Origin of the sequence: Streptomyces niveiscabiei, assembly GCF_033794345.1 — a bacterium.
Lineage (GTDB): Bacteria > Actinomycetota > Actinomycetes > Streptomycetales > Streptomycetaceae > Streptomyces > Streptomyces niveiscabiei.
In genome coordinates this window covers 117943-143156 of record NZ_JARAYJ010000004.1, presented here as the reverse complement: position 1 = coordinate 143156, position 25214 = coordinate 117943, and the positions used below count along the sequence as shown (strand labels likewise).

Sequence of the window (25214 nt, the reverse complement as noted above, 5' to 3'; positions counted from 1 at the left end):
CTGTCCGGCGGAAACTCCAACCCGGCTTTCCGGTCCCGCCGTTGGGAATGGGACACCGGTTGAAAGAGAGGGTTCGAACAATGACGTTCACGCCACAGGAGCTGACCCCTTTCCTGTCAGCGCGGCACTACTTCGGAGCGGAGATGCGGCGCGACCGCGAGCGCGCCGGCATGTCGCTCGTCCAGCTCGCGGGCATCGTGGCATCCAGCAAGAGCACGTTGGCGCGGATCGAGACTGCGGAGTTGATGCCGCCGCCGGATCTTCCGCCGCACCTGGACGCGGCATTCGGGACAGGGGACAAGTACTGCACCCTGTACCAGTTGGCGCGGCGTGAGGCCCACCCCGACCAGTACCAGAGGTTCATGGACTTCGAGGCGCGGGCGGAGGCAATTGAGAACTACGAGTTGCAGATCATTCCCGGGCTGATGCAGACCAGGGAGTACGCCCACGGCCTGCTCAGGGTCCAAGAGGATCTGACCTCGGAGCAGATCGAGGAACGCGTCACCGGTCGGCTGTCCCGGCAGGACCGCCTGCACACGCCTCAACGTCCCATGCGCTGGGCGATCATCGACGAATCCATCCTCCGGCGGCAGGTCGGGAGCCGGGAGTGCATGCGCAACCAACTGGCCCACCTGCTCGAACAGGTGGATACTTCGGACAGTAAGGTCCAGGTGCTGCCTTTCAGTTCGGGTCCGCACTCGCTGATGGGTGGCTCCTTGACCCTGCTGACCCTTCCCAACGGCTCCACCATGGCCTACGAAGAGGGCATCGAGGTCGGTCGTCTCTACGAGGACCAGGACTCGGTGAAGAAGTGGCGTCGCCAGTACGAGGTACTGCGCGCCAACGCCCTGCCGATGGCCGCCTCGGCGGAGTTGATCCAACAGGCGATGGAGGACTACTAGACATGCGACACACCCCCGAGCTGAGCACGGCCCGTTGGCGCCGGAGCAGCTACAGCAACACCAACGGGGGGAATTGCGTCGAGATCGCTGAGGACTTCCCTGGAATCGTCCCCATCCGCGACAGCAAGAACCCTCACGGCCCCGCGCTCACTGTCCCAACCCTCGCCTGGGACACGTTCGTCCGTTCCCTCAAGTCTTAGGGGATTCCATGCCGCCGCTCAACACCCGCTGGCGCCGCAGCAGTTACAGCAACACCAACGGCGGCGAATGCGTCGAGGTCGCCGACCACCTCCCCAACCTCGTCCCGATCCGCGACAGCAAGAACCCCGGCGGCCCCACGCTCACTGTCCCAACGCCGGTCTGGGACGCGTTCGTCCGCTCCCTCAAGGCATAGCCGAGAACGAACGGCCGAGTCCCGTAAGCGCGTGGGACCCGGCCGTTCGCAACCGTCTATTCGACGAGGCCCTCAACGTCATTGACGTGGTACTCGCCGTACCCGAACCGCTCACCGATCGCCTCGTACCGCTGGTACTGCTCCCGCGTGATCCGCACGGACAGCGTCCACAGCACGCGCAGAAAGAGCCGGAACCCGAGATCAGGATCGACCCGTTCGATGACCTGTTCCAGTGCGGTCATGGCGTTCGCGGCTGGAAGGGGTTGCCAGTAGGGGCTGATGGCCTTGTCTCCCACTACGAGCGCGATCTCCCTCAGCTCAGCCAGCACCGTGTCCGTCAGGTCTGTTCGAGCGGGCGGGATCACAGGGGTGTACGCGGGGGCGACTTCCCGCAGCCGTTCTTCGCACACGGTCGTGATCAGCCGCAACCAGTCGCGTCCGTCGATGCGAAGTGCCGCATCCGATACGGCGATCCACAACTCGGTGATCACGTCGTCGGGCAACGGGGAGCGCAACAGTCGGAGCGCATCCTCCAGCAACAGAGCGGCCGACGTACCCGGGGACTGATGGGGCTCGTCCGCGTCAGCGACCATGTGGACCTCGTCCGCAGCCGCTTCGGGACGCCAGTCCTGGTGAGCCTTTCCGGCGAGCCGGGAGAACCCGAAGTCCCACGACGTCTGACGGTGCGTAGTGTCGATCGGTGGCCAGTCGACGGTGAGACCGTCCCGGACTACCGCGACGTGGTACCCGAGCCGCTCGCCGAGCCCGAGAAACCTGTCGTAACGCTCCTTCGAGACGCGCGCGGAGTGCGTCTTCAAAGCTCGCAGGAAGAGCCGGAAGCCGACATCGGCGTCGGCCAGCACAACCACCAGCTCCAGATCTGCGGCGAGGTCCGACGCGGCGGAGACACGGCCCAGATCCGCGCTCAGCGCGCGCACCTCGGCCACGATTTCCCCGCACAGGTCTTCGTCCCGCACTGGCCGGACCGGAGGCGGGGTGTAAGAGCGCCTGTTCCGGCGGAGGCGGTCCGTGGCCAGCTCCGACACCGTCCGCAGCCAGGCACGGGTGTCCATGCCATGGTCGGCCGGGTCGAAAACCCCGCCGACCGCAGCCAGCCACACAGTGCGAAGGACCTCCTCCGGCAGCAGGGCGTCCAGCAGACGCCGGGCGTCCTCCCCGAGTTCCACGGCGTCCTCTCCGTCGGAACCGTCCGCCAGCTCGGCGGCTACCGCGAGCGCAGCGGGGAGCTCCGCAGCGGGGCGAGAGCTCAACTGCTCTGCCAGGCCGGTGAGTCCGAAATCATCGGAGTAACCCAGTTCGACGTACGCTGAACGGCCCTGTTGCATGAATCGTGCCCTACTTCGGGTATGCGGTTTTGACGACGAATCCGTACTTGCCCTGGCCGTTATGGCCTTTGACCTTCATCAGGATCACCACGACCTCGTTGCCGGCATCCTCGATCGTCCTTCCGTCCGGGTGATATCGCTTACCCAGCGAGGGGTAGGCGTCCCAGGTTCCGGTGATGGTCTGGTACTGCTCACCATCTCTGGCCTTCGCCGCCCAGTTCTGGAACTTCTGCCATTTCTCGTGGTCGAAGACCTTCTGGCCGTTCGCGGCCCGCTTGCTGAAGTAGTCGCCCACGACCCGGTCAACGGCCTGCTGGGCAATGTCCTGATTGGTCCAGACAGTGTTGGGTCTGCCCTTCAGCCTGGCGAGTGCGAACGCCCTGTTCACGTCCGGATTCACGTGCTCCTTCAGTGTGTGGATCTCGTCCTTGTACTTCTCCAGGGCCTTGAGGTCCTCGTCGCCCAGGTTCAGACAGTTGTGAACCATCACGTCCGCCGCTTCGCCGCCCTTGGTGCGCACGTAGAACGTGCGAAGGCCGTCCACGGTGAGGTCGTACACCTGGCGTGGTGCAAGGGAGGATCGGTCACGCATGTCTGTGACTGCGTGGAGCGTCCCGTCCGGGCTGATCAGCCGGTCACCCGGACGCAGTTCGGAGGCGAGGACCCATCCTCGTTCGGTGGTGCGGACCTTGTGACCGGCTGTGGTCTCCAGGCTGCTGCCCCCGACCAGGTTGATGGTCACCAGTCGGTCGGTGTTGTGCTGGAACGTATCGGTAACGGGTTCAGCCCACAGCCGTCCGGTCAAGGGATCGGCCGCCATGACCATCTCCCCTTCCCCTACGTCACGGATCGCCCTGCGAGTACCGTCGGCCATCAGTATGAGAGTGTCACCCGGGAAGCTGTTGACCTTGCACGTCGTGATGACGTCCTCGTAAGCGTTCACGCTTACCTCGATCTTGGCCAGCGTCGCCGGGTCGATGCCGTCCAACGCCTTGAGCGCCTTGAACGCGTCCGCGACACCAACTCCGGTGTGCATCGCCGCGTCCAGTGCTCGGATCCCTTCAGCGATCTTCTCGAACGCCTTGCCGGGGATGAAGTTCGATGCCGCCCAGGCACAACCCCCCGCGCTGCCGTGCCAGCAGTCGATGAAGTCCTGGACCAGCAGGTCCTTGCCAATCGTGAGGTAGGTCTCGATGAGGCCCTTGAGGATGTCGAGCTGGCTGAAGGTGCGAGTCACCTTCTTGGTCAGGCCCTTGTAGGGCTGGGTGGACAGGAACACCGTGTCGGCGGTCGGGCAGCCTGATTCCGTGGCGGGGACATCCGGGTTGGTGCACAGGTAGAAGTCGACCTTCGCGTCGAACGTGAACGTGAAGGTGACGGTGCAGCTCGTGCCGATGCCCGGCGGAAGCTCGCAGGGGTTGTCCTGCTTGGCGTCGGTGACCTCGACGTCGTTCTCGTCGACGACGTAGAAGATGCCGCCGAGACCGGTACCGGCACCGTTCTTGACCTGGTCGTTGGCGCCCTTCCGTTCAGCGGAGTCAGCCGCTTCTTGGGCCTCCTTGGCGTACTTGTCCGCGTCCTTCGCGGCCTGTTCGGCCTCGGTCGCGGCCACGTTCGCCCGGTCGGCGGCGGCGCGGGCCTCCTTGGCTGCCTGTTCGGCCTGAGCTGCGGCGGCCCGTGCGGCGGAGGCGTCGAGGGCCGCCTGGTCGGCGGAGGCTCGGGCCGAGGTGGCGTATCCCTCCGCCCGGCCCGCAGCGGCGTCGGCGGCGGAGGCGTCCGCGGTCGCCTGGCGGTCGTACTCGATCGTGCGGGTCAGGGACGTGGAGGCCGCTGCGGCGGCCTTTGCCGCGTCCGCCGAGTAGCCGAGGGCCTCGTTGGCGTAGGCGCGGGCTGTCGAGGCGTGTCCGGCGGCACCAGCGGCGTGGATGTATGCCTGTTTCGCGTCGCCCTTCGCCTGGTCCGCGAGGTTCTTTGCCGCTGCGGCCTCGGCTGCGGCGTTCTTGGCGTGGGCGTCGGCTACGGCTTTCTGTTGTTCGGCGATCGTTTTGGATGCCTGGCCGGTCAGGACGATCAGGGAGGCGACCGAGTCCTTCTCCTGGTAGGCGGAGCCGATCTGGATCGCGTCGTTGGCGGGGTCGGCGACCTGGGCGGCAGCCGCGCCGGCGTCGGCGGCGGCCTGGGCGGTGACGTACGCGAAGCCTGCCGCCTTCGCCGACGCCGCGAGCGCCTTGGCGGCCTCCTCGCGTGCCCCGTTCGCCTCGGACTTCGCCGTGCGCGCCAGCGTCTCCGCCGCCTCGGCCTGGGCGACAGCCGCGTCGGCCTCCTCGGCGGCGTGCCGGGCTGCCTCGATGGCGTCCGCGACAGCCGACGTCGCCGTCTTCACCGCCGCGTCGGCGCGCAGCTTCGCCGCCTGGGCGCCGTCGGCGTTCGCGCGGGAGCGCTTGGCGGCGGCCTCCGCGCGGGTGGCTGCCGCGTCGGCGTCGGCTGCGGCCTGGGTGGCCGCGTCGGCGGCCGTACGGGCGCGGCCCGCCGCCGCTTCCGCGTCCCCGGCGTGACGGTCGGCCTCGTCGGCGGCGGTGCGGGCGGCGGTCGCGGCGTCACCGGCATCCAGGGACTGGGCGTACGCCTCCTTCGCGTCCGCCTTCGCGCGCAGGGCGTCGGCCTTCTGCTCCGCCTCCCAGGCGTCGTCGCGTTTCGCCTTCGCGTTGTCTCGGGCCTTCACCGCGTCGTCGCGGCGCGCGGATGCCGTCGCCTCGGCGGCCGAAGCCTGATCGCGGGCCGTCTGCGCGTTGGCCGCCTCGGTCTGGGCCGTCTCCTTGAACCGGTTCGCCTCGGCCTGCTTCGCGGCGGCGTTCTTCTGCTCCGCGAGGGCCGTCTTCTCCTCCGCCTCGGCGGCGAGCCGCTTGGCGTGCGCGTCTGCTGCGGCGGCCTTCGCGTTGCCCTCGGCCTTCAGCGCGACGGCGAGTTTCGCCTCGGCCGTCTCCTTGTCCTTCTTCGCGTTGTCGCGGTGCAGTTTCGCGGCGTCCGAGGCTGCTTTCGCCTGCAACTCGGCGACGCGGGCGGCCTCCTTGCGGAACTCTGCCTTCGACTGCGCGGCCTGCGCCAGCGCCCGTTGCGCGATGGTCTTGCTGTCAGCGCCGGAGGCACGCGTGGCCGCCTCGGCGGTCTCGCCCGCCTTCACCAACGCCGTCAGCGCGGCTACGACGCCCTTGGTGACCTGTGCCTTCTGCTGGGCGGCCAGGAGGCCGCGGCCACGCGGGGCGCCGGAGGCGTCGGCGATGCCGTACGCGGCCTGGACGGCGGCGTCGGACGCGGCGGCTGCCTTGCGGGCGGGCTCCAACTGGGCTTTCAGGACGGCTAGTTGCTTCTTCGCCTGTGCCTGAGCCGCCGTGATGCCCCGCTTGGCCTGGTCGAACTGGGCCGCAGGCGGGACCTTGCCTTTCTGCTCCATGGGGACGACCCGGTACTTCTGCGAGTTGCCGCCCGTGCAGGCCCACAGGCGGGCGTCGGTTCCGTTGGTGAAGTTCGCGAGGTCCAGGCACTTGTCCGTGACGACATTGCGCAGTTCGCCCCCGGCGCGGATGTCGAACGTCCACTGCTGCGCCGGGCTGCTGTTGCAGGTGTAGACCTGGATCTTCGTGCCGTTGGCCGGGTTGCTGCCCGACACGTCCAGGCATTTCTCCGCGTTCCAGTTCAGCAGGGCGTACCCATCCCGGTGGGGAACGAGCTGCCAGTTCTGCGCGACGCTCTTGTTGCAGGTGGTGATCTGTACGGGGGTGCCGTTCGTTTTCCCCGCGTTCGCGACGTCCAGGCACTTGCCCTTGGCCGCTTCCACCTGGACGACGACCCGCCCGTCGTCCCCGATCGGCCCGAGACCGCCGGGGCTCCAGTAGTCCTGCCAGCGGGTCAGGTGGTCGGCGATCCAGGACTGGCCCAGCAGGTCGGCCACCGTCTCGGCGCCAGTGACCAGCGCCCGGGTGGCATCCTGGCCGGCGGTCAGGATCTGGTTGCGCTGGACCGCTTGGGAGGCGATCTCCTGCTGCCACTCCGCCGCCGCGGTGTCCTCCACCACACGCAACGTCTTGTTCGGGTCGATGGGGTCACGCCATGTGCACGCGGCGAACCGGGTCTTGAGGTCCTCCACCGCGATCCGGTACTCCGCCGTCCCCGGCTCGGGGGCGGTCGCGGGCCAGCCGCCGGACGCGAGGAAGATCCGGGCGTCGTCGGCACCACGGCCGTAGAACCCGTCGGTCAGGTACTCGAACGCCTGCTTCTCGTAGTAGGCACGGTTCCACCCACCAAGCGATTCCTTGCCGTACAGCGGAGTACCGAGATCCTTGACGGCCTTCTCCGTAGCCGCGTCGAACTCCGGAGTCGGGTCGTAGAAGTCGAACGTCCTCTCCCAGTTAGGGATGCCGGACCAGTTGCCCACTCCCGTCCGTTCGAAGAAGTTACCGCCCTCTTCCGCGGTGCTCGGCACGTCGTAGAAGTCGGCGCTGGAGGCGAACCCGTCCGGGGTCTCCAGTCCCTTGAGAGGCACCCCCCAGCCGCTCATGACCGTCCCCCGCCGCTGCGAATCGCGTATCGCGGCGGCCTGGTCCTTCTCGTGCACCTCCCTCAGCGGACCGTCATGAGCACCGTCCAGAGTCGCGAGTTCCCGCAGCTTCCCCGGCGTCTGATTGAGCGCGTTCTGCGCGAAGTCGTGCATCTGCCGACCGCCCAGCCGCACCGCGTCGTTCATCAGGCACTGGTCGAACCGCAGTTGCTCAGCGGCCGTCGTCTCGAACCAGTCGTCCGGCCGGTCACTCGAACTCGCCACGGCCGTATCGGCCACGGCGAGTTCGGGCCGCACCACCAGCGACGCCAGCGTCGCGGCGGCACCCAGCAGCAGCGTCAGCCGCGTGGACAACCCACGTCTGCGAGGCAGAGAAGCAACAGGTCTGGAACGCACAAAACCCCCGGTCACATCGCGTCTTAACGGCGAAGCGAACAGGGGGCGCGAAAAAACGACACACGGCATCGCGCCGAGGAATCCGCCCCCGACGACACCGGCCCCCCGGTCGCCAACTACCCGACGCGCGAGCGGAACTGGTCAGGGTCCGCTCGGCGTCGGCTCAGCGTACGCACACGTGTTCTATCGGGCAAGGGAGTTCTGACGGGGGCAGTGCCCTCTCGGCACTGCCCCCGCTCCAGCTCAGGGAGTTACGGCCTCAGCGCGCCGTCGAACTGGACCCAGCTCGACCAGGCACCGCCCGGTGTGCTCTGCGAGCGGTGCCAGACGTTGCCGATGCTGTTGACGCCGAACAGCTCGATGCGGCCGTCCGCGTTGGTCTCCGCCGCGACCTGGGTCAGGCCGCCGTCGAGCTGTACCCAACTCGACCACGCGCCGCCAATGCTCACCTGGGACCGCGTCCAGACCTGGCCCGCGCTGTTGGAGCCGAAGATCTGCAAGCGGCCGTCCGCGTTGCGGGCCGCCGCGATCGAGTCGAGGGCGCCGTCGAACTGGACCCAGGACGACCACGCGCCACCCGGCGTGACCTGCGAGCGGTGCCAGACCTGGCCGGCGCTGTTGACGCCGAAGAGTTCGATGCGGCCGTCCGCGTTGGTTTCCGCCGCTACCTGGGCCAGGCCGCCGTCGAGTTGGACCCAGCTGGACCAGGTGGCGCCGCCGATCGACGTCTGCGAGCGCGTCCAGACCTGGCCCGCGCTGTTGGAGCCGAAGATCTGGAGACGGCCGTCGGCGTTGCGGGCCGCCGCGATGGAGGTCAGGGCGCCGTCGAACTGGACCCAGGACGACCACGCGCCACCGGGGGTGACCTGCGAGCGGTGCCAGATCTGGCCCGCGCCGTTGACGCCGAAGACCTCGATGCGGCCGTCGGCGTTGGTCTCCGCGGCGATGGAGCGCAGGGCGCCGTCGAACTGGGTCCAGGCGTTCCAGGCGCCGCCGATGCTGGTCTGGGCGCGGTGCCAGATGTTGTCGGCGCTGTTGGTGCCGAAGAGGGCGAGTCTGCCGTCGGCGTTTCTCGCGGAGCCGATGGAGGAGCCGTACGGGGAGACCTGGATCGCGGCGGTCTTCGTGGGGGCTGCCGTGGCCGGGGCGGTCAGGCTGAGGCCCGGTGCGGCGACGAGTACGGCCGCGAGCGCGGTGGAGGCCATCAGACGTCGGAGATTACCCATGCGAGTGCCCTGCTTTCTGGTCGGGAAAGAGGAATCCGCGGCTCAGGGCGTCGCTCGACGGCACCATCGGGAACGGGCATGCCGCCGGAGCGTTTCCGCCCGGTCCACGTGGTGCGGGACTGACGGCAAAGAGCGTGGCACGCCGGGGCGTGGGTGGTGAGGCTTGTTCCGGCCAGAGGGGGACGGGGTCAGGCGCCGGGGTTCGCGGGGTCGATGCCGAAGAGGGTGCCCTCGGGGGCCACGGCCAGGAGCGCGCCCTTGTCGAGCAGCAGGCGTGTGGGCATGCCGGAGAGCAGGCTCTCGACGGTCACCCGGGGGTGCGTCTCCCACAGGAGCGCGCCCGTACGGGAGTCCAGTGCCGCCACCCGGCCGGTGGGGGTCGCGAGGAAGAGGGAGCCCCGGCTGTCGGGGACGGCTTTCGCGGGGCGTTCCAGGGTGGTCGCCGTCTGCCACAGGCGCTTGCCGGTGAGGGGGGACACCGCCGTCACCCGGCCGCTGGACGTCGCGAACGTCAGGGCGCCGTTCGTCAGGGCCATGCTGCCGTCCTGCGGCTGGGCCAGTTCCGTCGTCCGGACCGTGTCCGCCTTCAGGTCGATGACCAGGGCCTTCGTGGAGCGGGAGTCCTCGCGCAGCGCGACGTACACGGGACGGCCGTCCAGGAGACCGGTGTACTCGGAGTTGACCGGCGGAGCCGTACGCAGGCGGCGGGTCGTGCCGTCGGTCGCGTCGACGGAGAGGAGGAGGCGATCGGCGCCGGACGCGGTGTGGTAGTTGGTGCACTCCGCGAAACCGACGCGGAACTCGCAGCGGTACTCGGTGGGGAGCGTCGTACGCCAGCGGGCCTTGCCGGTCCTCGGGTCGCGGGCCGTGACCGTCGCGCCGTCCGCCACGAGGACCAGGTCGCCGAACAGGGTCGGGGGCGCGTACCGCTCCTGGAGGCCGCGGGTCCACAGGCGTGCGCCGTCGGCGGTGGCGTACGCGGTGACGCTGGTCGTCGTGTCGGTGTTGTCCGTGTTCCCGACGCTCTCGCGCAGGAGCAGGACGCCGGCGTGCACGCCGATGACCTCGGCGCCGTAGCGGGCGACCGGGGTGCCGGGGTCGACACGCCAGAGGATGCGGCCGGTCGTGGCGTCGACGCGGACGGGGAGGGTGTTGTTGCCCGCGCAGTAGACGGAGCCGGTGTCCAGGACGCAGGACGGGTACGTGTAGCCGTCGGCCTTCGGCTTCGACACCTGTTTCACGCCTGCCCCGGCCGTCGCGAACACGGTCGTCTGCCAGGGGCGCCAGCCGGTGGGTACGGCCGCCCAGCGCGTCGGGGACGGGGACGGCTTCGGCTTCTGGTCCGCCGTACCGCCCTCCTTGAACAGCGGGACCAGGAAGACGCCCAGCGCGATCACCAGGGCACCGGCCACGCCCGCCAGCAGAGGCGGGCGGCGGGATCTGCGGCGCGGGGCGGCCGGGGGGAGCTGGGTCGGTACCGGGTTCGGGGGGCGGTGCGGGACCGTCGGCATCTCGTCGGGGCCGTCGCCGTCCGGCAACGCCGTCGCCAGGGCGGGGGCGAGCGTGTCGAGGGCGGGGCGTTCCTTCGGGTCCTTCGCCAGGCAGCGGACCAGCGTTTCGCGCAGGGCCTCGGGTACGCCGGACAGGTCCGGGGCGTCGGTGAGGACCTGGTACGCCGCGATGTACGGGCTGTCCGCGTCGAAGGGGCCCTTGCCCGTCGCCGCGAACGTCAGGAGCGCGGCCAGCGAGAACACGTCCGACTCCGGGCCGACCGTGCGCGCGTCCGTGAGCTGCTCCGGGGACATGAACGGGGGCGTGCCCATCATGTGGCCGGTCTCGGTGAGCTGCTGGTTCTCCGCCGCGCGGGAGATGCCGAAGTCGATGACCCGGGGGCCGTCGTCGGCCATCAGGACGTTCGCCGGTTTCAGGTCGCGGTGTACGACCCCGGCGCGGTGGATGTCCCGCAGCGCCTCCACCAACCCGAGGGCCAGGCGGCGCAGTTCGGTCCCGCGCAGGGGGCCGTCGTCGCGGACGCGGGCCGCGAGGGAGCGGCCCGGGACGTACTGGGTCGCCATCCAGGGGCGGTCGGCGTCCGGGTCCGCGTCGACGACGGCCGCCGTGAACGCGCCGCTGACCTTGCGGGCGGCGGCGATCTCCTGGCGGAAACGGGCGCGGAACACACTGTCGGCGGCGTACTGGTCGTGGACGACCTTGACGGCGACCTCACGCCCGGAGCGGGACCGCGCGCGGTAGACGACCCCCATCCCCCCGGCACCCAGCCGGTCGACGATCTGATAACCGCCGAGTTCCCTGGGGTCGCCGTCGTGCAGTGCCACCTCCCCGTTCACCTCTCACCCGCAGAGCAGTTCGAGGTCACAGGATATGCAAAGCGTGGGGGGCGTGGGACCGGGTGCCCGTGGAGGGACGTTGACGGTTGCGTGCCCTCGACGTCGTCGTGTGCCACGATCGAGGGAACGGTCTCAGATCTCTTGGACAGGTGATCTTCCGGTGTCCCAGTCTGGCGAGCGACAGAAAAGGGAGGGACGTGACATGACTGCCATGGCCCATGAGCTGTCCGTGCAGGCAGACGTTCTGCTGGAAGGCTTCCTCGCCCTGGACACCCCGGAGGGTTTCCGGGCAGAGCTGATCGAGGGGGAGATCGTTGTGACGCCGCCGCCGGACGGGGACCATGAGGACTACATCGGCCTGATCGTGAGCCAAGTGCTCAGGAAATCGCGGGTCGACATGCAGTTCTCCGGCAACAAGGGGCTGAAGCTGGGGTTCAGCGCTCCGAAGAACCACGTGATTCCGGACGGCACCTTCGCGCCCCTGGCACTGCGCCTCTACCGTGGAGCCGATCCTTGGATGCCTCCTGACGGTGTCGCCATGGTCCTGGAGGTGACCTCCACCAAGCCCAGGTCCGACCGCGAGACCAAGCGCCACGGCTACGCCCGCGCCGGCATCCCCCTCTACCTCCTGACCGACCGCGACACCTCCTCCATCACCCTCTTCAGCGACCCGGAGAACGAGGACTACCGCCAGCACATCACCCTGCCCTTCGGTAAGCCCCTCCCCCTCCCCGAGCCCTTCGGGTTCGAGTTGGAGACCTCCGAGTTCCTCTGAGCGTGCGAAAGGGCCGGGCCCCGTGAGGGAACCCGGCCCTTTCTGGGTCACACGGTCACCGGCTCCTCCACCGGTGTCTCCTCGGCCACCGGGCCCGCCTTCTTCGCCGCCCGCCTCTCCTTGCGGAGTTCGAGCATCGCGTACAGCGTCGGGACGAGGAGCAGTGTCAGCAGCGTTGATGTGATCAGGCCGCCGATCACCACGACCGCCAGCGGCTGCGAGATGAAGCCGCCCTCGCCGGTCACCCCGAGGGCCATCGGGAGCAGGGCGAAGATCGTTGCCAGTGCCGTCATGAGGATGGGGCGCAGACGGTGGCGGCCACCCTCCACGACCGCCTCGACCACGCCGTACCCCTGAGCCCGGTACTGGTTGATGAGGTCGATCAGGACGATCGCGTTGGTCACCACGATGCCGATGAGCATCAGCATGCCGATCATCGCGGGGACGCCCATCGGGGTGCCGGTGATCAGGAGGAGGCCGATCGCGCCGGTCGCCGCGAACGGGATCGAGACCAGGAGGATCAGTGGCTGAGCCAATGAGCGGAACGTCGCGACGAGCAGCATGAAGACGATCGCGATGGCCGCCAGCATGGCCAGCCCGAGGTTCTTGAACGCGCTGTCCTGGTCCGAGGACACGCCGCCGATCTCGGCGCGGGCGCCTTCGGGGAGCTTCAGCGCGTCGATCTTGGATTGCAGGGCCGTGCTGACGGCGCCCGTGTTGTCGCCGGTGGGCTTGGCCGTGATCGTCGCGGCGCGCTGACCGTCGATGCGGGTCATGGACACCGGGCCGTCGACGACCTGGACCGTCGCCACGTCACCCAGCTTCACCGTGCCCAGCGACAGACCCCGTAGCTCCGCCAGCGTCTTCGCCGGTTTCGCGGAGGTGATCACGACATCGCGCTCGGTGTCGTCGAGGACGGCCTTGGCGGCCGTCGTACCGCGTACCGCCTGGGCGACGGCGAGGCCGAGGGACTGGTCGTCGAAGCCGGCGGCGGCAGCGGCGGAGTTCGCCTTCACCGAGATGCGCGGGACGCTCTGGGAGAGGTCGCTCGTGACGTCCGTGACGTCGTCCAGCGACGCCACCGCCTTGCGGACCTCCTCGGACGCCGTGCGCAGCGTGTCCCCGTCGGACGCCTTCACGACGACGCTGAGGTCCTGCGCGCCGAACCCGTCCCCGGCGGAGACGGTGACCGTACCGGCGCCGTCGAGCTTCTTCAGACCGTCCTCGACGCGCTTCTGGACGTCGTCGTACGACGCGGAGTCCTCCAGCATGACCTGGTACGACGCCTGGTTGCTGTCGGTCGCCCCGCCGAACGCCGCGAGGAACCCGGAGGACCCGATGGTGACCTGGTAGTCCTTGACGCCCTCGGTCCTGGCGAGCAGCGCCTCGACCTTCTTCGCCTCGGCGTCGGTGGCCGCCAGGCTCGTACCCGGCTTCAACTCCTGCTTGACGGTGAGGACTTGCTGCTCGCCCTGGTCGAAGAAGTTGGTCTTGAGCAGCGGCGCCATGCCGAACGTGCCGAGCAGGACGACGACGGCGATGGCCACGCTGAGCAGCCGGCGCCGGGTCGCGAACCGCAGGACGGGGACGTACAGCTTCTGGAGCCTGCTGTTCTCCTCCTTCTCCTCCGCGACGCGGCGCGCCTCGGCGGCGTCCTCGGGCGTGCCCTTGGGGGCGCGCAGGAACCAGAACGACAGGACGGGTACGACGGTGAGGGACACCAGCAGGGACGCGAGCAGGGCCGCCGTCACCGTCAGGCTGAAGGAGCCGAAGAGGGCGCCGACCATGCCGCCGACCAGCCCGATCGGCAGGAACACGGCGACGGTGGTGAGCGTCGACGACGTCACCGCGCCCGCGACCTCGCGGACGGCCGTCAGGATCGCCGCCTGGCGCTCCTCGCCGTAGCCGAGGTGCCGTTTGATGTTCTCCAGGACGACGATGGAGTCGTCGACGACACGGCCGATCGCGATGGTCAGCGCGCCGAGGGTGAGCATGTTGAGCGACAGGTCGCGGGTCCACAGGACGATCAGCGCGAGGACCACGGACAGCGGGATCGACACGGCCGTGACCAGCGTCGAACGGACCGACGCGAGGAAGACGAGGATCACGAGCACCGCGAAGAGCAGGCCGAGCGCGCCCTCGGTGGTGAGGCCCTTGATGGACTTGGAGACGGCCGGGCCCTGGTCGCTGACGACGGTGATGTCGGCGCCGAGGTCCCCCCGCAGCGCGGGGAGCTTGTCCTCGACGGCGTCGGAGATGGTGACCGCGCTGCCGTCGTGGGCCATGGTGACGGTCACGGCGAGGCTGGGCTTGCCGTCGGTGCGGGTGATGGAGTCGGCGGGGGCCTCCTCCTCGCGGACGGCGGCGATGTCGCTGACTTTGACGGACTTACCGGGGATACGGAGATCCGCGATCTGCCGGACCGACGTGTAGCCGCCCCCGATCTGGACCGTCCGGTTCGCGCCCGCCTCGTCGAAGGAGCCGCCCGGCAGGGTGACGCCGCCCGCCTGGAGGGCCTGCGCCAGGGACTGGACGGTCAGTCCGGCCGCCGCGAGCTTCGCGTCGTCCGGCGTGACGGTGACCCTCAGGTCGCGCACGCCCGTGACGGCGACCTGGCCGACGCCGTCGATGTCCCGCAGCGCGGGGACGACCGTCGAGTCGAGCTGGTCGGCGAGGGCCTGCTGGTCCTTGTCGGAGGTGACGGCGAGGACGACGGTCGGGATGTCGTCCGTGGACCCCGCGACGACCTGCGGGTCGACGGCGTCCGGGAGCCCCGCGCGGGCGCGGTTCACGGCCTGCTGGACGTCGGCGACGATGCGCTTCGTGTCGTTGCCGTAGTCGAAGGACGCCATGATGACGGCGTTGCCCTCGCTCGCGGTCGAGGTGACGCCGGTGATGCCGTCGACGCCTTCGAGGTTGTTCTCGATCGGCTCGACGACCTGCTTCTCGACGACGTCGGGAGAGGCGCCCTGGTACGGCGCGATCACCGACACCATGGGCAGTTCGATGGTGGGCAGGAGCTGCTGTTTGAGCTGGGGTATCGCAATCAGCCCGAAGACGAGCGCGACCAGCGACATCAGCCCGATCAGGGCGCGTTGGGCGAGGCTGAACCTGGACAGCCAGGACATAAGCGGGAGTTCTCTCTCCTGTGAGCGGCAGAAGTGGTCCCTGGTAACCCTGGTTCATCCTCGGGGGCGGTTTCGTAGACCCGAGGTCCCGTTCCTTATCCCCCGCATACTCCGGCCGCAGTACGACCGTACGAACGTCACTCCACCCTTGGGCGTACCAGGCCCGACTCGTAGGCGATGACGACGAGTTGGGCCCTGTCCCGGGCGCCCAGCTTGGCCATGGCCCGGTTGACGTGCGTCTTCACGGTCAGCGGGCTCACTTCGAGCCGCTCCGCGATCTCGTCGTTCGAGTGGCCCCCGGCGACCTGGACCAGGACCTCGCGCTCGCGGACGGTCAGTGCCTCCAGGCGGGCCGCTCTGACCGGGTCGCCCGGGTCGTCGTCGCCCTGTGCGAGGAACCTCGCGATCAGGCCCTTCGTCGCGGCCGGGGACAGCAGGGCCTCGCCGCCCGCCGCGACCCGGATCGCGCTGAGCAGTTCCTCCGGTTCGCTGCCCTTGCCGAGGAAGCCGGAGGCGCCCGCCCTCAGCGACTGCACGACGTAGTCGTCCACCTCGAACGTCGTCAGTATCACGACCCTGACGTGCGCGAGCGCCGGGTCGGCGCTGATCATCCGCGTCGCCGCGAGACCGTCCGTCCCCGGCATGCGGATGTCCATGAGGACGACGTCCGCGCGCTCCTCCTTCGCCAGGCGTACCGCCTGCGCGCCGTCCGACGCCTCGCCCACGACCTCCATGTCCGGCTCCGAGTCCACGAGCACGCGGAACGCGCTGCGCAGCAGCGCCTGGTCGTCGGCGAGCAGGACCCGGATCGGTGTCATAGGGAGTTCTCCGCCTTGCTGGTCGTCTTGACCGGCAGGATCGCATGGACCCGGAAGCCGCCGCCGTAACGGGGGCCGGTGGTGAGGGTCCCGCGCAGGGCGGTGACCCGCTCCCGCATACCGAGCAGGCCGTGGCCCCCGCCGGTCTCCCCGGGCCGGTCCGCGGGCGGCGCGCCGTTGTCCAGCACCGTGATCTCCACGTTCGGGCCCACCCGTACGACGCTGACCTCCGCCTTCGCGTCGGCTCCCGCGTGCTTCCGAACGTTCGTCAGGGCTTCCTGGATGACCCGGTACGCGGCGAGGTCCACGGCCGCGGGGAGGGTCGTGTCCTGGTCCGCCCGCGCGACCTCGACCTTCAGGCCCGCGTTGCGGAAGGTGTCCGCGAGTTCGTCCAGGCGGCCCAGGCCCGGGGCGGGTTCCGTGGGGGCCTCCGGGTCGCCGGACTGCCTCAGCAGGCCCACGGTGGCGCGGAGTTCGTTCAACGCCGAGCGGCTGGCCTCGCGGACGTGCGCGAGGGCTTCCTTGGCCTGGTCGGGGCGCTTGTCCATGACGTGCGCCGCGACTCCCGCCTGGACGTTCACCAGGGCGATGTGGTGCGCGACCACGTCGTGCAGGTCCCGCGCGATCCTCAGGCGCTCCTCGGCGACCCTCCGGCGGGCCTCCTCCTCCCGGGTGCGCTCCGCCCGCTCCGCCCGGTCCCTGATCGCCTGGACCACCGCCCGCCTGCTGCGCACGGCGTCACCGGCCGTCGCCCCGATGCCGGTCCAGGCGAAGATGCCGAGGTTTTCCTGCGCGTACCAGGGCAGGGGGCCCGCCAGCATCGCGGCGCCGGTGAGGACCGTGACCGTCAGGACGCCCAGGCGCAGGGTGGTCGAGCGGTCCGTCGACGCGGCGACCGTGAACAGGGCGACGACGGCCGACATCACCACGGGTGCCCTCGGATCACCGGCCGTCAGACACTCGGCGAGGGACACGCCGGACGTCGCCGCGAGGACCCTGATCGGGGCCCGGCGCCTGAAGATCAGCGCAATCGCGCCGAGCGTCATCAGAACGAGGCTCAACGGATCAGGCGTGCTGACACCCCAGCTCACCCCCCGGTCCCCGTGCGGCTCCACGAAGCTGCCGGCGAGCATGCACACGAGAACCCCGGCCGCGATCGCCGCGTCCAGGGCGAGAGGATGCGCGCTGACACCGCCGCGGGCTCGATCGAGGGTACGGGTGCGTGTGCTCACGCTGCCAAGGTACGGCGGGGGCGGGGGGAGCGTCATCGGGGGTGCGTTCCGGTTCGGGGGCGGGGGTGCGTTTCGGGCCCGGGGGTGGGCACGGGCCGGGCCAGGAGGCGGGCACAAGCCGGGGCCGGGCGCGGGCCGAGGCCGGGAGGCGGGCGCGAGTCGGGCCGAGGCCAAGTGCGAGTCGGGCCGGGAGACGGGCACAAGCCAAGGCCGGGCGCGAACCAGGCCAGGAAGCGGGCGCGAACCAGGCCAGAAGACGGGCACAAGCCGGGGCCGGGCGCGAGCCGAGGCCGGGAGGCGGGCGCGAGCCGGGCCGAAGCCGGGCACGAGCCGGGCCGGGAGACGGGCACGAGCCGGGCCGGGAGACGGGCACAAGCCAAGGCCGGGCGCGAACCAGGCCAGGAAGCGGGCGCGAACCAGGCCAGAAGACGGGCACAAGCCAAGGCCGAGCGCGAACCAGGCCAGGAAGCGGGCACGAACCAGGCCAGAAGACGGGCACAAGCCAAGGCCGGGCGCGAACCAGGCCAGGAAGCGGGCACGAACCAGGCCAGAAGACGGGCACAAGCCAAGGCCGAGCGCGAACCAGGCCAGGAAGCGGGCACGAACCAGGCCAGAAGACGGGCACAAGCCGGGGCCGGGCGCGGGCCGAGGCCGGGAGGCGGGCGCGAGTCGGGCCGAGGCCAAGTGCGAGTCGGTTCAGGGATGAGCCGCGTTCCGGGCCAGGGCCAGGTCCGAGCCGGGCGCCTGTGCCGTAAGTCCTAGGTCCCTCCCCCGGCCGGTTACTGCTGTGGTCCGATCCAGGGTCCCGCCGGGGCATGTGAGCATGCCCCCATGACTCACACCTGGCCCTCCCATCTCGACGTCGGCGCCGTCCGGTTCGCCCGGCCCACCGCTCACTACGACGACGTCCTCGTGTTCTACCGGGATGCTCTCGGGTTGCCCGTCCTCGCGGAGTGGCGGGGGCACAGTGGGTACGACGGGGTCGTGCTGGGGTTGCCGGGCGCGCCCGTGAACATGGAGCTGTTGCAGTACGGGGAGTCGCCCCGCATCCCCGAGGCGCACCCGGAGAACCAGCTCGTGCTGTACCTGCGGGGGCCGGAGGCGGTGGCCGCGGCGGCGGCACGGCTCGCGGAACACGGGCACGCCCCGGTGGCACCGGCCAACCCCTACTGGGACGAGCACGGCGCGGTCCTCTTCGAGGATCCGGACGGGTGGCTGGTGGTGCTGGCCCCGTGGGTGTTCGGGGAGGAGAGGCCGCCGGGGGCGAGGAAGTGACGGGTCAGCCGGGGATCAGGCCGTCGTCGTTGAGCATGGCCCGGACTTCCGCGAGGGTCGCGTCCGGGCCCGGGAGGATCAGGTCGGAGGGGTGCAGGGCGTCGGGCGGGAGGGGGGTGCCGAGGCGGCGGACCTCGTTCAGGAGGGCCGTCAGGGTCCGGCGGAAGGCCTGCTCGTCGGCGGATTCGAGTTCCGTCAGGAGGTCGTCGTCCAGCTTGTTCAGTTCTGGGAGGTGGGTCTCCGAGAGTTCCAGCTGCCCCTCACCCATGATCCGTACGATCATGACGACCTCCTTGGCGTGACCCCTACTGCTTGTCGAAGCGGGGGGTGTCCTGTGACTGCTGCTGTGGCTGGGACTGACCGGCGCCGCCCTCGATGGCCTGCTGGGAGGCGGACGGCCCCCCGGCCAGTTCGGCCTTCATGCGCTGGAGTTCCAGCTCTACATCAGTACCACCGGAGAGGCGGTCCAGCTCGCTCTGGATGTCGTCCTTGGCGAGGCCGGTGGGGTCGTCGAGGGCACCCGAGGCGAGGAGCTCGTCGAGCGCGCCCGCGCGGGCCTGGAGCTGCGCGGTCTTGTCCTCGGCGCGCTGGATCGCGAGGCCGACGTCCCCCATCTCCTCGGAGATGCCGGAGAACGCCTCGCCGATGCGGGTCTGGGCCTGGGCCGCCGTGTACGTCGCCTTGATGGTCTCCTTCTTCGTACGGAAGGCGTCCACCTTGGCCTGGAGGCGCTGGGCCGCGAGGGTGAGCTTCTCCTCCTCGCCCTGGAGCGTGGAGTGCTGGGTCTCCAGGTCGGTGACCTGCTGCTGGAGCGCGGCGCGGCGGGACAGCGCCTCGCGGGCGAGGTCCTCGCGGCCGAGGGCGAGCGCCTTGCGGCCCTGGTCCTCCAGCTTGGACGACTGGGACTGCAACTGGTTGAGCTGGAGTTCGAGGCGCTTGCGGGAGGTGGCGACGTCGGCCACGCCCCGGCGGACCTTCTGGAGCAGCTCCAGCTGCTTCTGATACGAGTAATCGAGGGTTTCGCGCGGGTCCTCGGCCCGGTCAAGGGCTTTGTTCGCCTTCGCGCGGAAGATCATCCCCATACGCTTCATGACACCGCTCATGGGCTTCGCGCGCCCCCTTCTGACAGACTCCAGCTCACGATCTGCGACAGAACCCACAGTACGGGCCCTGCCTCCATTGACGCACTGTTCCGGGACGGATGCGCTCCTCCCCAAGGACGACTGTGCCCGCCCCCGATCCGGCGTAAGGAGTAGGTGAACCCCTTGCTTACAAGACGACCGGCGTTGCCGGATCGTTCCCCGCCCGACTGGGGTCCATGCGCCCGGAACGCTTACCCTTGGGTTTTGTGTTCCGTAGCCGTGCCACCAAGGACGAGAAGGCCGCCGTCGCCGACGAGGCGCCGACGACCGACTCCAAGCTGACCCGAGACCCGCAGGCCCCCAAGGGCCGGCCCACGCCGAAGCGCAGTGAGGCCCGCTCCCAGCGGCGCAGCGTCTCCAACACGCCGATGACGCGGAAGGAGGCGGCCAAGCGCCAGCGCGAAGAGCGGCGGCGCGCGCTGGACAAGCAGCGCGAGGCTCTCGCCGGTGGCGACGAGCGCTACCTGCCCGCCCGCGACCAGGGCAAGGTCCGCAAGTTCACCCGCGACTTCATCGACTCCCGGCTGAACGTCGCGGAGACGTTCCTGCCGATGGCCGTCGTCATCCTCGCGATGAGCATCGTCCGCGTCGCCGAGCTCCAGACGCTCTCGCTGCTGCTGTGGCTGGTCCTGATCGTGCTGATCGTGCTCGACTCGTTCGTGATCACCTTCCGGCTGCGCAAGCAGCTCACGGCCCGCTTCCCCGAGGAGCGCCACAAGGGCGCCGTCCCGTACGCCCTCATGCGCTCCCTCCAGGTCCGCCGGCTCCGCCTGCCGAAGCCGCAGGTCAAGCGGGGTGCGAAGCTCTGAGTGCCACGCCGTCGTTCTCCGGGGACGCGGCCGAGGCCTGGCTGGACCGGCTGGGCGGGCTGCGGGACGTCGTACGACAGGAACTGGTGGCACGCCAGCTCGACGAACAGATAGCGGGGCGGTACTCCGTCGGGCGGCGGCTGCGGGTCCTCGACGTCGGGATGGGGCAGGGTACGCAGGCCCTGCGGCTCGCCCGGCTCGGTCACGAGGTGACCGGGCTCGAACAGAATCCGCTGATGCTGGCCACCGCGCGCGAGGCGCTGGCCCGTGAGCCCGAGGGCATCCGTGAGCGGGTGCGGATCATAGAGGGCGACGGGCGGGAGACGGGTGTCCACTTCCTGCCGGGCAGCTTCGACATCGTGCTCTGTCATGGGGTGCTGATGTACGTTCCCGATCCCGACGCGCTCCTCGCCGGGCTCGGGCGGATGCTGGCGCCCGGCGGCATGGTGTCGCTCCTCGTCCGCAACGGCGACGCCCTCGCCATGCGGCCCGGGCTCTCCGGGGACTGGGCCACCGCGCAGGCCGCGTTCGACTCCGTCGACTACACGAACCGGCTCGGGCTCGACGTACGGGCGGACCGGCTGGCGACGCTGACCGACGCGCTCGCCGGGATCGGGGCGCCGCTCCAGGCCTGGTACGGGGTCCGGGTGTTCACGGACGCGGCTCCCGACGACGCGGTCGTGCCGCAGGATCTGGGGCCGCTGCTCGCCGCCGAGGAGCGGGCCGGGCGTACGGATCCCTATCGGGGGGTCGCCGCGCTCGTCCACCTGTGCGGCGTGCGGGGCTGACAGCCGTTCGGGGCACCGCCCGGTGAGGGGTTCCCACCGGGCGGTGCGGTTCCCCTGGCTCAGGACCCTGCCGGGTGCAGGCTCATCGGGCCGTAGATCTCCGTGGTGTCCTCGAAGAGGCGGACCTGGTCGGCGCCGCCGTCCGCGAGGGCCTGCCACTGCTCGCCGATCCAGGACTCGGCGTCCCCCTGCGTGGTGAACTCCTCCGGTTCCACGGCGGGTTGGACCTCCGTCCCGTCGGCCTTCTCGAACCGCCACGTCCATGCCGCCATGTACGCCTCCTGGTGTGACCGGGGTCTGATCTTGGTCCGGTGGCCCAGCGTATGCGGTTCGGGGTGCCGGTCGTAGAGGGCTTCGGGGTTGCGATGCCCTCAGGATGTCGGCGGTTACCCCGCGAGTCCTTCGCTCATGTCGCGCGTCCGCTTTCCCTTCGGGTGAAAATCGATCCGTGGAATTGACTCTGCTCGGTACCGGTGCCCCTGCGGGACTTCCCCGTCCCGACTGTGCTTGCGCGGTGTGTGCCGTGTCCCTGGGGGAGGAGGTCCGGGCGGCCACGTCCGTGTCGGTCGACGGGGCCCTGCTGCTCGACCTCACTCCCGGTGCCGCCTTCGCCGCCGCCCGTGCGGGGCAGTCGCTCGGCGGGGTGCGGCAGGTGCTGCTGTCCCACCCCCACGACGGGCCCGCCGTCGAGGTGCCGCTCGGCCTCCCCCGGCCCGGACGGGTGCCCGACGGGCGGGAGTTGGCCCTGCTGACCGGGCATCGGGTGCGGGCCGTCGCCATGGACGCGGGGGGTACGGGGTACGCCGTCACCGGAACCGACGGCCAGCGGGTGCTGTACCTGCCGCCCGGCGGGGCGCCCGCGGGGCTGGAGGAGGGCGGGGAGCAGCGGTACGACATGGTGCTGCTGGACGTCGTGGGGCGGCCGGACGCGCTGGCCCGGCTGCGGGCGGTGGGTGCGGTCGGCGCCACGACCGATGTGATCGCCGTCCACCTGGACCACGACGTTCCCCCCGGCCGTGAGCTGCGGCGCCGGCTCGCCGCGGTCGGGGCGCGGGCCGTGCCGGACGGTACGACCCTCACCGTCGGCGTCTACGAGGACGTACCCGACGTGCCCCGCCGCACCCTCGTCCTCGGCGGCGCGCGCTCGGGCAAGTCCGTCGAGGCGGAACGCCGGCTGGAGGCGTTCCCCGACGTCCTGTACGTCGCGACGGGCGGCACCCGGGGCGGCGACACGGAGTGGGCCTCCCGGGTCGCCCTCCACCGCGAACGCCGGCCCGGTTCCTGGCGTACCGCCGAGACCTGCGATCTGGTGCCGCTGCTCGTCGAGGAGGGCCCGCCGCTGCTCATCGACTGTCTGTCCCTGTGGCTCACCGACACGATGGACTCCGTCGGGGCGTGGGACGACGCGGTGTGGGCGGACGGGGGCGAGAAGGCACTCCGCGAGCGGGTAGGCGAGCTGTTGGAGGCCCTGCGGGCAACCCGGCGGACAGTGGTCCTCGTGTCCAACGAGGTGGGCTCCGGCATCGTGCCCGCCACGGCTTCCGGCCGCAGATACCGGGACGAGCTGGGCAGGCTCAACGCGGGGGTGGCCGGGCAGTGCGAACAGGTCGTGCTGGTGGTGGCGGGCCAGGCGATGGTCCTACGGGGCTGAGGGGGGCGGGGCGGCTGCGGGTGATCTGTGGCTGGTCGCGCCCACGCGGCAGAGCCGCACATCGACACAGCCCCGCGCCCCTAAAAGACGTGGGTCGCTGTCCGCTGCGAGCGCGGCGAGGACTGGTCGCGCCCACGCGGCAGAGCCACACATCGACACAGCCCCGCGCCCCTAGAAAACCTACGGTGACGGTAGTTTCCAGGGTGCGGGGCTGTGTCGATGCGCGGTCACCGTCGGTGTTTTTAGGGGCGCGGGGAACTGCGCGAGCGAGCCCCACCGGGCCGCAGGCGAAGCACTCCCCTACGCCACCCCCTTCCTCTTTCTCGCGATCACCCTGTACGTGTTCGCGAAGCGGGTGCGGCGCAGCAGCGGGGCGAGGGTGTGGTCCAGCGCCGTCGCCAGAAGCATCAGGGGGCTCGCTAGGGGCAGCGTTCGGGGTGGGACGTAACGCGTCAGGAGTAGCGCCGCTGTTGTCGATACGTCGTACGGGATGTGTGCGCCGCGCCGGTCCGCCGTCAGGACTTCGCAGCCCTGGGTCTCCAGTTCTGTGCGGAGGTTTTCCAGGGGGATGAGGTGGGGGGTGCGCCAGGGGTTCGGGGATGTGGGGTCGGGGAGTTCGAGGAGGGCGTGGCCGCCGGGGCGGAGTGTGCGGAGGGCTGCGGAGAGTTCGGCCCGGGGGTCGGGGGCGTGGGCCAGGTGATGGAGGACGCTGACCACGTCGTAGCGGGAGTCGAGGGCGGGTCCCAGGGCCCGGTGCGCTTCCTCCACGCGGCCCGCTGAGCGCGCCCGGTCCACGCGGGGCGTCGCGTCGACCCCGTCGAAGGACGTGTACGTGAAGAGTTCCTTGGCCGCCTGGGGGAAGTCCGCGTCTCCCGTCCCGATGTCCAGCCAGCTCTCGGGCTCCGGGAACGGGGTCATCGCGTGGGCGGTGGCGCGGAGGCGGCGCCGGGTCGTGCGTGCGGCGAGGGCGCGGTCCAGGAGGGGGCCCCGTACGGCACCCGCCGTCGTACGGAAACCGTGCCCGCAGTCCGCGCACTCGGCGTACCCGGCGTGGCGCCCGGTACGGATCTGTTTGGAGGCGCACCAGGGGCAGTCGGCGCTGTGTGGTTCCTGGACGTCCGGCATGAGCGCTCCCCGGTGGGCGACATTCTTCGCGAAACGGAACGTATGGGATGGCGATCTTGCGTGCAACGACGCCGCACCCCCGGCGGGGAGATGTGGCGCGGAAACTGTTCGACCGGGGCCGGTACTGTTCGGCGAATGAGCTCGCTTAATCTCGACGACTTCACCGATCTGATCGAGCGCCCCGACGGCGGGGTACGGCGCGACGCGGAGGCGCGGCGTGAGCGTCAGATCGTGCCGCCCGGTGCGCTGGGGCGCCTCGACGACCTGGGTGAGTGGCTGGCGGCGGCGCAGGGCGTGGTCCCGGTGCGCCCGGTCGACCGCCCCCGGGTCGTGCTGTTCGCCGGGGACCACGGGATCGCCGAACTGGGCGTCTCCTCGCGGCCGGCCGGTACCGCCGCCGAGCTGGTGCGGGCGGTCCTGGAGGGCGGTCGCCCCGTTTCCGTGCTGGCGCGCCGCGCCGGGGTCCCGGTGCGGGTCGTGGACATGTCCCTGGACTGCGAGCCGGACGCCTTCCCGGCGGATGTCGTACGGCACCGGGTGCGGCGGGGCAGCGGCCGTATCGACATCGAGGACGCGCTGACTCTGGAGGAGGCGGAGGCGGCGTTCCGCGCGGGCGTGGCGGTCGCCGACGAGGAGGCGGACTCGGGGACCGACCTCGTGGTGCTGGGTGATGTGAGCGTGGGCGGGACGACGGCGGCCGGTGTGCTGATCGCCGCGCTGTGCGGGACGGACGCCTCGGTCGTGACGGGGCGTGGCGGGCTCGCCATCGACGACCTCGCCTGGATGCGGAAGTGCGCGGCGATCCGGGACGCGCTGCGGCGGGCCCGGCCGGTGCTCGGGGACCAGCTTCAGCTGCTGGCGACCGTGGGCGGCGCGGATCTCGCCGCGATGACCGGGTTCCTGCTCCAGTGCGCCGTGCGGAAGCTGCCGGTCGTGCTGGACGGGGTGGTGGTCGCCGCGTGTGCGCTGGTGGGCCAGCGTGTCGCCTTCCGGGCGCCGGACTGGTGGCTGGCCGCGCACAGGACCGGGGAGCCGGGGCAGGCGAAGGCGCTCGACCGGATGGCGCTGGAGCCGCTGCTGGAGCAGAACGTGCAGGTCGGGGAGGGTGCGGGGGGTGTGCTGGCGCTGCCGCTGGTGCAGGCCGCCGCCGCGCTCGCCGCGGAGTTGCCGGAGAAGGCTGAGGAGCGGGCCGAGGAGAAGCCTGCGGACGAGGCCGTGGAACCGGAGGCTTCCGAGGCGTAGGGGCGGTGGGCGCAGTCCCGTCGGGTCGGGCTGCGCCCTTGCGCGGTGATCGTCAGGTTTGC

Annotated in this window: 20 protein-coding genes; 9 read left to right on the top strand and 11 right to left on the bottom strand. The window is 70.6% G+C overall.

The window, feature by feature from the left end; genetic code table 11:
- Positions 1-80: 80 nt before the first annotated feature.
- The 3 genes from PV682_RS06930 to PV682_RS06920 are packed head-to-tail and all read left to right on the top strand — an operon-like array spanning position 81 to position 1296.
- Entirely contained in the window at positions 81-902 is an 822-nt protein-coding gene (locus PV682_RS06930; protein ID WP_319725103.1) for a helix-turn-helix domain-containing protein, read from the top strand.
- Positions 903-904: 2 nt separating this feature from the next.
- Positions 905-1102, top strand: a complete 198-nt coding sequence (locus PV682_RS06925; RefSeq protein WP_319725102.1) for a DUF397 domain-containing protein — start codon at positions 905-907, stop codon at positions 1100-1102.
- An 8-nt stretch (positions 1103-1110) separates the two neighbouring features.
- Positions 1111-1296, top strand: a complete 186-nt coding sequence (locus PV682_RS06920; protein ID WP_319725100.1) for a DUF397 domain-containing protein — start codon at positions 1111-1113, stop codon at positions 1294-1296.
- A gap of 56 nt (positions 1297-1352) precedes the next feature.
- On the opposite strand, the gene PV682_RS06915 is transcribed toward PV682_RS06920, so the two are convergent.
- From PV682_RS06915 to PV682_RS06900, 4 genes are all read right to left on the bottom strand, one after another.
- Positions 1353-2642 (bottom strand): hypothetical protein, encoded by a 1290-nt coding sequence (locus PV682_RS06915; protein WP_319725098.1) that lies wholly within the window; start codon positions 2640-2642, stop codon positions 1353-1355.
- A 10-nt stretch (positions 2643-2652) separates the two neighbouring features.
- Positions 2653-7383, bottom strand: a complete 4731-nt coding sequence (locus PV682_RS06910) for an RICIN domain-containing protein (RefSeq protein ID WP_407705619.1) — start codon at positions 7381-7383, stop codon at positions 2653-2655.
- A gap of 461 nt (positions 7384-7844) precedes the next feature.
- Complete coding sequence (locus PV682_RS06905; protein WP_319725094.1) at positions 7845-8819, bottom strand: tectonin domain-containing protein; 975 nt, start codon at positions 8817-8819, stop codon at positions 7845-7847.
- Between the two features lie 188 nt (positions 8820-9007).
- A complete protein-coding gene (locus PV682_RS06900; RefSeq protein WP_319725092.1) occupies positions 9008-11155 on the bottom strand; it encodes a protein kinase domain-containing protein in 2148 nt (715 codons plus the stop codon).
- A 214-nt stretch (positions 11156-11369) separates the two neighbouring features.
- On the opposite strand from PV682_RS06900, the gene PV682_RS06895 reads away from it, so the two are divergent.
- Positions 11370-11942 (top strand): Uma2 family endonuclease, encoded by a 573-nt coding sequence (locus PV682_RS06895; protein WP_319725090.1) that lies wholly within the window; start codon positions 11370-11372, stop codon positions 11940-11942.
- Positions 11943-11989: 47 nt separating this feature from the next.
- Here PV682_RS06895 and PV682_RS06890 read toward each other — a convergent pair whose 3' ends face one another.
- From PV682_RS06890 to PV682_RS06880, 3 genes are all read right to left on the bottom strand, one after another.
- Complete coding sequence (locus tag PV682_RS06890; RefSeq protein ID WP_319725088.1) at positions 11990-15070, bottom strand: efflux RND transporter permease subunit; 3081 nt, start codon at positions 15068-15070, stop codon at positions 11990-11992.
- A gap of 137 nt (positions 15071-15207) precedes the next feature.
- A complete protein-coding gene (locus PV682_RS06885; protein ID WP_319725086.1) occupies positions 15208-15888 on the bottom strand; it encodes a response regulator transcription factor in 681 nt (226 codons plus the stop codon).
- The gene (locus tag PV682_RS06880; protein WP_407705615.1) at positions 15885-17156 is read right to left on the bottom strand and encodes a sensor histidine kinase; all 1272 of its coding nucleotides are present in this window, start codon (positions 17154-17156) and stop codon (positions 15885-15887) included. Before PV682_RS06880 ends, PV682_RS06885 begins: the two co-directional genes overlap by 4 nt.
- Before the next feature lie 795 nt (positions 17157-17951).
- On the opposite strand from PV682_RS06880, the gene PV682_RS06875 reads away from it, so the two are divergent.
- Entirely contained in the window at positions 17952-18395 is a 444-nt protein-coding gene (locus tag PV682_RS06875; RefSeq protein ID WP_319725082.1) for a VOC family protein, read from the top strand.
- Positions 18396-18399: 4 nt separating this feature from the next.
- On the opposite strand, the gene pspAA is transcribed toward PV682_RS06875, so the two are convergent.
- Together pspAA and PV682_RS06865 are read right to left on the bottom strand one after the other, a co-directional pair.
- Positions 18400-18678, bottom strand: coding sequence for a PspA-associated protein PspAA (pspAA, locus tag PV682_RS06870; protein ID WP_319725080.1), 279 nt, complete (start codon positions 18676-18678; stop codon positions 18400-18402).
- A gap of 22 nt (positions 18679-18700) precedes the next feature.
- A complete protein-coding gene (locus PV682_RS06865; RefSeq protein ID WP_319725078.1) occupies positions 18701-19498 on the bottom strand; it encodes a PspA/IM30 family protein in 798 nt (265 codons plus the stop codon).
- Positions 19499-19713: 215 nt separating this feature from the next.
- Between PV682_RS06865 and PV682_RS06860 the strand changes: the two genes are divergently transcribed.
- Positions 19714-20346, top strand: coding sequence for a DUF3043 domain-containing protein (locus PV682_RS06860; protein WP_079057139.1), 633 nt, complete (start codon positions 19714-19716; stop codon positions 20344-20346).
- Between the two features lie 86 nt (positions 20347-20432).
- Positions 20433-21134: a class I SAM-dependent methyltransferase gene (locus PV682_RS06855; RefSeq protein WP_319725076.1), complete on the top strand. Its 702-nt coding sequence runs from the start codon at positions 20433-20435 to the stop codon at positions 21132-21134.
- 59 nt (positions 21135-21193) lie between these two features.
- Here the strand turns inward: PV682_RS06855 and PV682_RS06850 are convergent, their stop codons facing one another.
- Entirely contained in the window at positions 21194-21406 is a 213-nt protein-coding gene (locus tag PV682_RS06850) for a hypothetical protein (RefSeq protein WP_055723876.1), read from the bottom strand.
- Positions 21407-21582: 176 nt separating this feature from the next.
- Between PV682_RS06850 and PV682_RS06845 the strand changes: the two genes are divergently transcribed.
- Complete coding sequence (locus PV682_RS06845) at positions 21583-22785, top strand: bifunctional adenosylcobinamide kinase/adenosylcobinamide-phosphate guanylyltransferase (RefSeq protein ID WP_319725074.1); 1203 nt, start codon at positions 21583-21585, stop codon at positions 22783-22785.
- A gap of 300 nt (positions 22786-23085) precedes the next feature.
- Here the strand turns inward: PV682_RS06845 and PV682_RS06840 are convergent, their stop codons facing one another.
- Positions 23086-23910 (bottom strand): class I SAM-dependent methyltransferase, encoded by an 825-nt coding sequence (locus tag PV682_RS06840; protein WP_319725073.1) that lies wholly within the window; start codon positions 23908-23910, stop codon positions 23086-23088.
- A gap of 135 nt (positions 23911-24045) precedes the next feature.
- Between PV682_RS06840 and cobT the strand changes: the two genes are divergently transcribed.
- Entirely contained in the window at positions 24046-25152 is a 1107-nt protein-coding gene (cobT, locus tag PV682_RS06835) for a nicotinate-nucleotide--dimethylbenzimidazole phosphoribosyltransferase (RefSeq protein WP_319725072.1), read from the top strand.
- Positions 25153-25214 lie beyond the last annotated feature (62 nt).

What these genes read in the sequence shown, in the direction of transcription:
- PV682_RS06925 (WP_319725102.1), top strand. Translation starts at nt 905, where the DNA reads ATGCGACACACCCCCGAGCTGAGCACGGCCCGTTGGCGCCGGAGCAGC.
- PV682_RS06930 (WP_319725103.1), top strand. Translation starts at nt 81, where the DNA reads ATGACGTTCACGCCACAGGAGCTGACCCCTTTCCTGTCAGCGCGGCAC.
- PV682_RS06910 (WP_407705619.1), bottom strand. Translation starts at nt 7,383, where the DNA reads ATGAACGACGCGGTGCGGCTGGGCGGTCGGCAGATGCACGACTTCGCG.
- PV682_RS06840 (WP_319725073.1), bottom strand. Translation starts at nt 23,910, where the DNA reads ATGCCGGACGTCCAGGAACCACACAGCGCCGACTGCCCCTGGTGCGCC.
- PV682_RS06885 (WP_319725086.1), bottom strand. Translation starts at nt 15,888, where the DNA reads ATGACACCGATCCGGGTCCTGCTCGCCGACGACCAGGCGCTGCTGCGC.
- PV682_RS06915 (WP_319725098.1), bottom strand. Translation starts at nt 2,642, where the DNA reads ATGCAACAGGGCCGTTCAGCGTACGTCGAACTGGGTTACTCCGATGAT.
- PV682_RS06890 (WP_319725088.1), bottom strand. Translation starts at nt 15,070, where the DNA reads ATGTCCTGGCTGTCCAGGTTCAGCCTCGCCCAACGCGCCCTGATCGGG.
- cobT (WP_319725072.1), top strand. Translation starts at nt 24,046, where the DNA reads ATGAGCTCGCTTAATCTCGACGACTTCACCGATCTGATCGAGCGCCCC.
- PV682_RS06905 (WP_319725094.1), bottom strand. Translation starts at nt 8,819, where the DNA reads ATGGGTAATCTCCGACGTCTGATGGCCTCCACCGCGCTCGCGGCCGTA.
- PV682_RS06860 (WP_079057139.1), top strand. Translation starts at nt 19,714, where the DNA reads ATGCGCCCGGAACGCTTACCCTTGGGTTTTGTGTTCCGTAGCCGTGCC.
- PV682_RS06875 (WP_319725082.1), top strand. Translation starts at nt 17,952, where the DNA reads ATGACTCACACCTGGCCCTCCCATCTCGACGTCGGCGCCGTCCGGTTC.
- PV682_RS06880 (WP_407705615.1), bottom strand. Translation starts at nt 17,156, where the DNA reads ATGACGCTCCCCCCGCCCCCGCCGTACCTTGGCAGCGTGAGCACACGC.
- pspAA (WP_319725080.1), bottom strand. Translation starts at nt 18,678, where the DNA reads ATGATCGTACGGATCATGGGTGAGGGGCAGCTGGAACTCTCGGAGACC.
- PV682_RS06895 (WP_319725090.1), top strand. Translation starts at nt 11,370, where the DNA reads ATGACTGCCATGGCCCATGAGCTGTCCGTGCAGGCAGACGTTCTGCTG.
- PV682_RS06865 (WP_319725078.1), bottom strand. Translation starts at nt 19,498, where the DNA reads ATGAGCGGTGTCATGAAGCGTATGGGGATGATCTTCCGCGCGAAGGCG.
- PV682_RS06920 (WP_319725100.1), top strand. Translation starts at nt 1,111, where the DNA reads ATGCCGCCGCTCAACACCCGCTGGCGCCGCAGCAGTTACAGCAACACC.
- PV682_RS06850 (WP_055723876.1), bottom strand. Translation starts at nt 21,406, where the DNA reads ATGGCGGCATGGACGTGGCGGTTCGAGAAGGCCGACGGGACGGAGGTC.